The sequence below is a fragment of the Arthrobacter sp. SPT-J7 genome (assembly GCF_059089965.1).
In genome coordinates this window covers 1-8,700 of the sequence record NZ_JBNHFF010000139.1, presented here as the reverse complement: position 1 = coordinate 8,700, position 8,700 = coordinate 1, and the positions used below count along the sequence as shown (strand labels likewise).

Sequence of the window (8,700 nt, the reverse complement as noted above, 5' to 3'; positions counted from 1 at the left end):
CTGTTCACTACAGAAGGCACCTCCGGTACCGGATTCGTCCGGGACCGGAGGTGCCTTTTTGTGTCCGCCCCCGGACGCTCCCTCACTTTCCGCGGGTTTTCCCGGAACGTTCTCTCACCTTCCGCAGGTTTTCCCCAATCGCTCTCTCACTTTTGCCGGCTGACACCGCATAATTGAACCCACAGCCGCCACGGCCTATGGAGGAATCATGCGGATTCTCGGAGCTCTCGTTGTCATCTGGCTGATCATCGGCGGTGTGGCTGCGTGGCAGCGCGGCTACTTCGGTTCCGCGCCGGGGAACTGCGCGCAAGCAGGGACGATAGCGATTACTATCGCCGCCGGCCCGCTGAACTATATGGGTGCCAACCCCCAGATATCCTGCGAGCTTCCGCAGCCCTCCCCGTAGCGTGGAGCACGGCGGACCACCCTAGAGTAGGAATTGCGCGGGCCAAGCATCTCCCGCCCGCATCGATCCCACAGTCTCGAAAGGACCGCCGCGATGGCTTTCATCACCGTTGGAACTGAAAACAGCACTGACATCGAGCTTTACTACGAGGACCATGGCTCGGGCCAGCCCGTCGTGCTGATCCACGGCTATCCTCTGGACGGCGCCTCCTGGGAGAAGCAGACCGCCGCGCTGCTGGGTGCCGGTTACCGCGTCATCACGTATGACCGCCGCGGCTTCGGGAAGTCGAGCAAAACCACCGAGGGATATGATTACGACACCTTTGCTGCCGATCTCAACACCATTCTGACCACTCTGGACCTCAGCAACGTGGTGCTGGTCGGCTTCTCGATGGGTACCGGCGAGGTGGCCCGCTACCTGAGCACCTACGGCTCGACACGGGTGGCGAGGGCGGCGTTCCTCGGATCCCTGGAACCTTTCCTGCTGAAGACCGACGACAATCCGAACGGTGTCCCGCAGGAGGTCTTCGATGGGTTGAATCAGGCTGTCACGACAGACCGATATTCGTTCTTCACTGAATTTTTCAAGAACTTCTACAACACCGACACGTTCCTTGGCACGCCCCGCCTCAGCCAGGAGGCCGTCACCGCCAGCTGGAACACGGCCTCCAGCGCAGGGGCCACTGCATCTGTTGCGGCGCAGCCAACCTGGCTTACGGACTTCCGCGGGGACATCGACAATATTGACGTTCCGGCACTGATCCTCCACGGCACCGCGGATAACATCCTCCCCATCGACTCCACCGGACGGTTGTTCGCCAAGGCCCTACCCAGCGCGGAGTATGTGGAGATTGAGGGCGCCCCGCATGGCCTGCTGTTGACCCACGCCGCGGAGGTTAATGAAGCGCTGCTGCGCTTCCTCGCCCAGTAGTCCCGCTTAACGCTCCATCACGCCCGGCGACGGTGATAATCCTCCGTCGCCGGGCGTGATGGGGCGTTGTGGTTCTGTGTGCGGGAGTGGGTGGGGCGTTGTGGGTTACCAGCGCGGTCCGCCGCCACCGCCGCCGGGGCCCTGGGCGGCGGTGTACTCGCCGGCCGTAACCGCGCCCTGCTCTGTGGCGCCGTCCAGTGAGCCTTCACCGATACCCGCGCTGACAGTCGCCGTGCCGCCGGTGTAGATGGTGTATTCCTGTCCCTCCGTGATGGCAGCAGAGGAGTAGACCAGTGATGCCATGGCCTTGCTGGTGACGAAGGCCGCCACCACAGTTCCGGCGGAGTCGGCCACCTGGATGACAGTACCCGCGGCGACTGATGATCCAAGCGTCACCTGAACACCGGACTGGGTAGAGGATGAGCCCGGCGTAACCACCATGCCGGCGCTTCCTGACGCCGCCAAGGTTCCGCCGGTAACGGCCAGTTCGCCGTTGACATCCAGGGCGCCGTTTCCGCTGTTGGTGGGGCCGCTGACGACGACGGTGCCGCCGGAGATGCTTGCGTTGCCGTTGGAGTCCAGGCCGTCGCCCTGGGAGTTGATGGTCAGCAGGCCGCCGCTGACGTCCACGGTGTAGTCCCCCGCGGCCATTTCACCCCCGCCCATCCCGCCGGTGCCGGAAGTGCTGCTGCCACCCGAGGCGTTCACGCCGTCGTCGTTGGCGGTGACGGTAGCGGTTCCTCCAGTCATGGTGATGTGCTGGGCCTCCAGGCCTTCCTCGGATTCCTCCACCATGGTGGTGCCGGCGGCGATGGTGAGGGTATTGAAGGCCTTGATGCCGTCATCGCCGGCGGCGACGTTGAGGGTTCCGCCGTTGATCAGCACCCAGCCGCGGCCTTCGTCCTCGTCGTTGTCGGACTTGAAGCCGTCACCGGCGGCCGACACCTGGTATGCCCCGTCCAGCAGCACCGCGTAGTCCTTGCCCACAATGCCGTCGTCCGCTGCGTCCACCGTCACGGAACCAGCAGCCAGGACCAGTCCGTCCTTCGAGGAGATGCCATCGTTGAAGTTGCCGTCCACCGCCAGCGAACCCGTGCCGGCAATGGTCAGGTCTGCCATGGAGTACAGCGCGGCGTTGGGCGCGTCAGTCCCCTGGTCCGAGTAGGTGGCGGCATCGTCGAGGGTGTTGGTGGTTCCGTTCTCGAGGTGAACGATGGCCTCATTGGCGCTTTGCACCACAAACGGGGAGCCGGTGGAGCTGGTGACGTCCGCGCCGTCAAGGATTATGCGGACCACGTCTTCTTCGCCGGCCGCCACCACTACCTGTCCGTCCGGCAATGAGCCGCTGAGGCGATAGGTGCCGGCCGCTGTGATGGTGATGGTGTCGCCGTCGACGTTTACGGCGTCCGACGACGTAGGGGCTGCCGTGCTGGCGCCGTCAGCCAGGGTTACGGCTACTTCGGCGGCGGCGTCCCAGGTGAGGTCGTCGGCGTTGTAGTGGGTGTCCTCGGCCAGGGTGTCCAGTGAGACGGCCTGGGCGACGCCGGCGGACGTGGTACCGGTGCCGCTGATGGCTGAGACGCCGGTGGGAGTGGTGCCTGCAGCTGAGCAGCCCGCCAGGCCGATAGTCACGGCCAGGCCGGCAACGGAAAGGTGGGCACGGAGGTTCTTCATGGTGGGTCCTTAAAAAGTTGTGGGGAGCGCGAAGCGGAAAGAGGGAGTTTAGGCGGCGGGCCGGAGAGACATGCTGCGGCGGGTCCGGTGCCATCGGTTGGACGGAAGGTCGGGGCAGAGCGCCGCCATCCCCGTGGCGAATTTGGAGATCCGGGAGGGCCTGACGCCGTGGGACCATAGGTGCCGGTCAAGCGGCCCCGCGGTGGAGCCAGACTTCGTCTCCAGGATCACCGCCTCATCGAGCACCTACGCTGCCTGGGCCGGGCGCCGCCAGGTCACGTCGGTGTCGATCGTGGCGCGGCTCCCGGACTCGGGCAGGTATAAAGTAGTCCGGTTGTAACGGGTTTCCAGTACTGCCCCGAGGCGGCCGGGCGGCATGGCACCCACCGACGCAGTAAGCGTTTCGCGCACGTACTCCAGGCCTTCGACGGTCAGCCGGGCCCGGTCTTCAAGGCGATAAGGAATCCGCTCCTTGACCGTTACTTCCCGCGCGCCTTCGGTTTTGACCTCCAGGAAACTCACCGCGCTGTCCACGTAGGTTCGAGTGCGGATCTTGTAGCGGCGCCGGCGGCCGTGGGCGGCCAGCAGGTAGCTGTCCAGAGCGGCGGTATCGAAGTAGACGGAGTCGTAGGCGAAGTTGCGGGAGCCGTGCATCTCCAGCACCCGCGCATCTGCCCGGAAGGTGCCCAGCAGCCGGCGGGCCAGCCCGGCGGGAACCACGTACTTCCGGTCCACCCGGGTCTGGAGCGCAGCCTCGGCGTTGAGCTCTTCAAGCCCTACCGGAGGCAGCAGGTGGACGTTCCCGACGGCGGCAGCTGCAGACGTGCTCATGCCGCGCCTGCCCGGACATGAGAGGGGGCGGAGGCGTGGACAGGTGCCGGAGCCGGTGCCGGTGCCGCGGCCGGGGAGTGGGCAGGGACGGCGGACGCCGCCGTCGTCATTCCCGAGATGGTTGCCGGAGCGGCCGGGAAGGCTGCGGGAGCGTAGGCGTACCGGACATCCACGATGGTTTTGTCATTGACCAGGTCCAGTTCCGAAATGGTGGCTGAGTGGACCTCGCCGTTCAGTACTTCCTCGAGCCGGGCGTAGAGTTCGCCATCTTCGGCAATGGCCCGGTCCAAAACCACGGTCTGGTGGCGATGGGCCGGCAGGACGCGGGGATGGTCCCCCACGAACATCACCAGCAGGATCAGGGCCATCAGTGAACCGGTCAGCCAGAGGGGCTCAATGCCCAGGCCTGCGATCAGCCCAAGGGCCAGGGCGGAGAAGTAGTAAGCAACCTCGTGCTGGGCCAACTCGGTGGAGCGGAGCCGGATGATGGACAGGACGCCAAAGAGACCCAGTCCCAGTCCCAGGCCGGCGGCCGAACCGGATAGTGCCGTGGCAACGGCAAGTACGCCCACGTTCATACCCAGGTAGGACACCACCAGGTCGCGGCGGCGGTGCCGCCGGAGGTACATGGCGAAGGTCAGGATACTGATGGCCGTGAGGTCGGCGACAATGAAAATTACTGGGTTCATGAGATTCTCCGGGTGTTTTTGGTGGGCTGGGCTTCACTTTCCGGGCCCAAGCTGTGCAGGTGCTGTGACGAAACCCAGGACGCAATATGAGTGTTCAGCCCACGTTTACCTGCTGTTTCCAGGCAGGACCACCGCCACATCGGGCAATTGATGTGCCCGGCCGGCGTCGATCGGTAGGATCAAACGCGTGACTGACTGCCGCGACACCGAGCTGCGCCTCAGGCGTCTCATCGTTTTCACCGTGTTCGCGGTCTGCGTCAGCACAGCGTTGTCATTTTGGGCACTCCAGCAGTCCGGCGGGGATGCCCGTGTGGCCCTCGATCCGCCGCCACGGTCGGGGGTGAAACTCGAAGCGCTTCCTACCGGCATCACGCCCGCCGTGAACATCACCCGGAACGCGGATGCCGGCTGGCTCGCGCAGGCTGCCGCGCAGACCGGCATTCCCGAGCGGGCGCTGCGGGCCTATGTGGCTGCGGCGGGCGCGGCCAACCAGTCCTCTCCGCGCTGCGGGATCGGCTGGAATACGGTGGCGGCAGTTGGCTTCGTCGAATCCCACCACGGGGCCTACGGCGGCGGAAGCCTGGACTCCGCGGGACAGGCCAGCGGACCCATTGTTGGCCCGAGCCTGGACGGAAACGGGTTCGCCGCCATTGCTGACACGGATGCCGGAGCCCTCGATGGTGACGCACGCTGGGACCGTGCCGTGGGGCCCATGCAGTTCATCCCCTCCACGTGGGAGCTTGCGGGGCGCGACGGCAATGGTGACGGGGCAGCGGATCCCTTCAACATTGACGACGCTGCGCTTAGCACAGCCAGCTACCTGTGCGCCCACGGCCGTGATGTCACCACCGCGCGCGGTTGGACTGACGCCATCTACTCCTACAACCAGTCGGATACCTACCTGGTCCAGGTACGTGACCAGGCCGCCGCGTACGCCGAAACGACGGGCACTATCGGATAACAACCGTGGCGCTACTGGCCCCGTCCGGCACCGCCGGCCACCTCCGGGGCCCTCCCCGCAGCGTTCCCCGTAAAGCGCCGGAAGCGGCTGCCTTTACTGGGTTCGGTCTACTGAAGAGTCATGCCTCATTTCTAGGCAGGCAAACTAGCAGAGAGATCTGCCGGATATGTGTGGCGCCTGTGAAAGGGGTACCGGTGGGTGATGGGCCGGGCAGAGCTGTTCCGCCACGTCCTGGAGCTCCTTCGGATGGAAGGGCTTGGTGAGGTAGGCGGCGGCGCCGGACGCCATTCCGGCCAGCACGTCGTCATTTTCGGACCTGGCCGTGAGGAACAGCAGGGGAGCCTTGCTCAACGCCCGGATGGCGCGGGCGACCACATGCCCGTCCATATCAGGCAGCCCCAGATCCAGGGTTACCAGCCCGACCGCGGGATCCGCGGCTGCAGCGATGCCCTCGGCTCCAGTGGGGACGGCCCTCACCTGGAAGCCGGCACGCACCAGGACCATTGTGATCAGTCCGCGGATATCGTCGTTGTCTTCAACGACGAGGCAGACACGCTTCGTTTCCATTAGCCCCCCGGCACAAGTTGCCTTAGTCTAACGGCCACCGGTGCCGGTGGACAGCAACAACGCCGGGCAATGCAGCCGACTCCGGCGCGCCCCAGCGCTGTCGAAGCGGCCCGACGCCGGCTGCTACCCGTCGTAATGGGTGCGTGCCGGGCCCTGGCCGAGGGCGTTGACTACAGCCGTGGCAACGTCATGCAGTTTTGAGTTGCGGGTGCTGGACGCCGTCTTCAGGATCTCGAAGGCGTCGTGCTGGCTGCAGCGGTTCTGGGCCATGATTATGCCCACTGCCATGTCGATCACTGTCCGTGACTCCAGGGTGGCACGCAGATTTGCCGCTGTCTCGCTGTAATGCGCAAAACGGACGGCAAGCCGGAGCGCGAGGGAGGTCTGGCTGACGAAGTCCTCGGCGAATTCGAGCACCCGTTCTTCAAACCGTTTGGGGCGGCCTGAATACAGCAATAGAGCCGCCTTGGTGCCGCCTTCCAACTGGAAAGGCAACGCAAGGACGGAGCGGACGCCCTCGCCCAGCAAGGCCGCAGAGTATTCGGGCCACTGCCCGTCCTCGCGGATATCCGGAACATGGACGGTCTCCTCGGTGGTGGAGGCAATCATGCTCGGCGTTTGGTTGAACTCGTACTCAAGCCGTGCCACGGCCTCGGCGGACGGGCTGCTGCTGGCCACCATGGCGGCTTTCCGTTCCCGCAGCAGGGTGATGGCGCACAGGATCTCGTCGCCGGGCTCGGAAAGATTGCGGGCGGACACCTGCGCCAGTTCGTTAAGGAAGTCCTCAACATCGGAGCTGTTGAGGACAAGTTCATGCAGGTGGTCAGTAATGGATGTATCGGTTTTTGTAGTTGACTCGCTGGCCACGGTTTCTTGGTGCCATTCGCTCAGGTCAAAACGAGCCGGCAACATGCTCCGTCCACCCGAAGGGCGGAAGGTGGCAATGCTCGCTGGATCGACGAACTTTCCAACGGCCTGCTGCTAAACCGATACCGAGAAGTATATACATCCTCAGGGCACGGGAAACGTCATGTTTGCTTCCCCGAATGCCCCGGGGCTGCTGGCGCCTGAACGTGTTTTGCGGGCAGAATAGGGCACGCGCCCGAGCTGCCGGCGGCGGACCCGGAAACCAGCGGTGCTGCGCCGCGGAGGAACAGAAACATGACCAGACTGCTTATCATCGGTCCGCCCGGCTCAGGCAAGGGAACGCAGGCGGAACACCTGGCGCGGCACTTTGGTGTCCCCACCGTCTCCACCGGAGAGATCTTCCGGAGCAATGTCAGCCGGGAGACCAGACTCGGCAATGAAGCCGCAAAGTACCTCAACGACGGTGACTTCGTCCCGGACCACCTCACCAACGCCCTCGTCAAGGACCGGCTCCTTGAGTCCGACGTCAAGGCAGGGTTCCTTTTGGACGGCTACCCGAGGACCGCGCCCCAGGTCATGGAACTGGACAACATGCTGGCTTCCCAGGGGCAAGCCCTTGATGCGGTCATAGAGCTCCAGGCCGCCGACGCAGAGCTGGAACAGCGGATGCTGAAACGCGCCAAGGACGAAGGCCGCAGGGACGATACTGTGGACGTGTTCCGGCGCCGCCTTGATCTCTACCACCGCGAGACCCATGAAGTCGTGTCCGTCTACGCAGGCCGGGGCTTGCTGGTGCCGGTGGACGGCAGCGGCGACCCCGGCGACATCACCGAACTTGCAATCGCCGCCGTCGAACGCTTTTTCAACGGGAAGGGAGAACGCGCATGAGGGTGGCAGTAACAGGAGGAAGCGGAAAGCTTGGACGGCACGTGGTGCGCAGGCTGGCCAATGACGGACACCAGGTGCTCAACCTGGACCGCGCGGGGGAGCGGAACCCGGGGCTGGTGGTGGTGGATCTCCGCAACTACGGCCAGGTCCTGGACGTCCTGCTGGGAGTGGACGACCGCCACAGCGGGTTTGACGCAGTGGTCCACCTCGGTGCCGTTCCCGCCCCCGGCATCATTCCGGACGCGGCCACGTTCGAAAACAACATGCTCGCCACCTACAACGTGTTCCAGGCGGCCCGCCGGTCCGGAATCAAGAAGGTGGTGTACGCCTCCAGCGAGACGGTGCTGGGATTGCCGTTCGACGTCGACCCGCCCTACATTCCGGTGGACGAGGAGTATCCTGCCAGGCCGGAGAGCACCTACTCGCTGGTGAAGCACCTCGAGGAGCAAATGGCGGTGGAGCTGACGCGGTGGGACCCGGAGTTGAGCATCTCCGGGCTCCGGTTCTCCAACGTCATGGACCCCGAAGACTATGACAAATTTCCGGCTTTCGATGCCGACTCAACGCTGCGGAAATGGAACCTCTGGAGCTACATCGATGGCCGGGACGGCGCGCAGGCCGTGGTCCGAGCGCTGGAAAACGCCGGACCGGGCTTCGAGGCCTACATCATCGCCAACGCGGACACGGTGATGAGCCGGCCAAGCGCGGAACTTGCGGCCGAGGTGTTCCCCGACGTCAAGGTCACGAAGGACCTGGGCGAGCACGAGACCATGCTGTCCATTGACAAAGCCAGGCGGCTGCTCGGTTTCGAGCCCGAATACTCCTGGCGGAGCCACCGCCCGGACATCCCCGCAGGGGCCTCAATCTAGCCCGCAACGTCCAGCCGC

Annotated in this window: 10 protein-coding genes; 5 read left to right on the top strand and 5 right to left on the bottom strand. The window is 64.8% G+C overall.

Annotated elements, in window-relative coordinates; all coding sequences use genetic code 11:
- Positions 1-208 precede the first annotated feature (208 nt).
- Together AC5RWX_RS27000 and AC5RWX_RS26995 are read left to right on the top strand one after the other, a co-directional pair.
- A complete protein-coding gene (locus AC5RWX_RS27000; RefSeq protein WP_494099341.1) occupies positions 209-406 on the top strand; it encodes a hypothetical protein in 198 nt (65 codons plus the stop codon).
- 93 nt (positions 407-499) lie between these two features.
- Complete coding sequence (locus AC5RWX_RS26995) at positions 500-1,336, top strand: alpha/beta fold hydrolase (protein WP_494099340.1); 837 nt, start codon at positions 500-502, stop codon at positions 1,334-1,336.
- Between the two features lie 105 nt (positions 1,337-1,441).
- On the opposite strand, the gene AC5RWX_RS26990 is transcribed toward AC5RWX_RS26995, so the two are convergent.
- The 3 genes from AC5RWX_RS26990 to AC5RWX_RS26980 all read right to left on the bottom strand — a co-directional run bounded on the left by AC5RWX_RS26990 (position 1,442) and on the right by AC5RWX_RS26980 (position 4,530).
- Positions 1,442-3,010, bottom strand: coding sequence for a carbohydrate-binding domain-containing protein (locus tag AC5RWX_RS26990; RefSeq protein ID WP_494099339.1), 1,569 nt, complete (start codon positions 3,008-3,010; stop codon positions 1,442-1,444).
- Positions 3,011-3,256: 246 nt separating this feature from the next.
- Positions 3,257-3,841 carry a polyphosphate polymerase domain-containing protein gene (locus tag AC5RWX_RS26985; protein WP_494099338.1) on the bottom strand — a complete coding sequence of 195 codons (585 nt, stop codon included), beginning with the start codon at positions 3,839-3,841 and terminating at the stop codon, positions 3,257-3,259.
- On the bottom strand, positions 3,838-4,530 hold the full coding sequence (locus AC5RWX_RS26980) for a DUF4956 domain-containing protein (RefSeq protein ID WP_494099337.1): 693 nt from the start codon (positions 4,528-4,530) through the stop codon (positions 3,838-3,840). Before AC5RWX_RS26980 ends, AC5RWX_RS26985 begins: the two co-directional genes overlap by 4 nt.
- A gap of 187 nt (positions 4,531-4,717) precedes the next feature.
- On the opposite strand from AC5RWX_RS26980, the gene AC5RWX_RS26975 reads away from it, so the two are divergent.
- Positions 4,718-5,491 carry a lytic transglycosylase domain-containing protein gene (locus tag AC5RWX_RS26975; RefSeq protein WP_494099336.1) on the top strand — a complete coding sequence of 258 codons (774 nt, stop codon included), beginning with the start codon at positions 4,718-4,720 and terminating at the stop codon, positions 5,489-5,491.
- 144 nt (positions 5,492-5,635) lie between these two features.
- Here the strand turns inward: AC5RWX_RS26975 and AC5RWX_RS26970 are convergent, their stop codons facing one another.
- Both AC5RWX_RS26970 and AC5RWX_RS26965 read right to left on the bottom strand, forming a co-directional pair.
- Positions 5,636-6,058, bottom strand: a complete 423-nt coding sequence (locus AC5RWX_RS26970) for a response regulator transcription factor (protein ID WP_494099335.1) — start codon at positions 6,056-6,058, stop codon at positions 5,636-5,638.
- A gap of 123 nt (positions 6,059-6,181) precedes the next feature.
- A complete protein-coding gene (locus AC5RWX_RS26965) occupies positions 6,182-6,925 on the bottom strand; it encodes a GAF and ANTAR domain-containing protein (RefSeq protein ID WP_494099334.1) in 744 nt (247 codons plus the stop codon).
- 294 nt (positions 6,926-7,219) lie between these two features.
- Between AC5RWX_RS26965 and AC5RWX_RS26960 the strand changes: the two genes are divergently transcribed.
- Together AC5RWX_RS26960 and AC5RWX_RS26955 are read left to right on the top strand one after the other, a co-directional pair.
- Entirely contained in the window at positions 7,220-7,813 is a 594-nt protein-coding gene (locus AC5RWX_RS26960; protein ID WP_494099333.1) for an adenylate kinase, read from the top strand.
- Positions 7,810-8,682, top strand: coding sequence for an NAD-dependent epimerase/dehydratase family protein (locus AC5RWX_RS26955; protein ID WP_494099332.1), 873 nt, complete (start codon positions 7,810-7,812; stop codon positions 8,680-8,682). The genes AC5RWX_RS26960 and AC5RWX_RS26955 overlap by 4 nt, the downstream gene beginning before the upstream one ends.
- The last annotated feature ends 18 nt before the right edge of the window (positions 8,683-8,700 follow it).

Coding starts and splice junctions, on each gene's coding strand:
- AC5RWX_RS27000 (WP_494099341.1), top strand. CDS start 209: ATGCGGATTCTCGGAGCTCTCGTTGTCATCTGGCTGATCATCGGCGGT.
- AC5RWX_RS26995 (WP_494099340.1), top strand. CDS start 500: ATGGCTTTCATCACCGTTGGAACTGAAAACAGCACTGACATCGAGCTT.
- AC5RWX_RS26990 (WP_494099339.1), bottom strand. CDS start 3,010: ATGAAGAACCTCCGTGCCCACCTTTCCGTTGCCGGCCTGGCCGTGACT.
- AC5RWX_RS26985 (WP_494099338.1), bottom strand. CDS start 3,841: ATGAGCACGTCTGCAGCTGCCGCCGTCGGGAACGTCCACCTGCTGCCT.
- AC5RWX_RS26980 (WP_494099337.1), bottom strand. CDS start 4,530: ATGAACCCAGTAATTTTCATTGTCGCCGACCTCACGGCCATCAGTATC.
- AC5RWX_RS26970 (WP_494099335.1), bottom strand. CDS start 6,058: ATGGAAACGAAGCGTGTCTGCCTCGTCGTTGAAGACAACGACGATATC.
- AC5RWX_RS26960 (WP_494099333.1), top strand. CDS start 7,220: ATGACCAGACTGCTTATCATCGGTCCGCCCGGCTCAGGCAAGGGAACG.
- AC5RWX_RS26955 (WP_494099332.1), top strand. CDS start 7,810: ATGAGGGTGGCAGTAACAGGAGGAAGCGGAAAGCTTGGACGGCACGTG.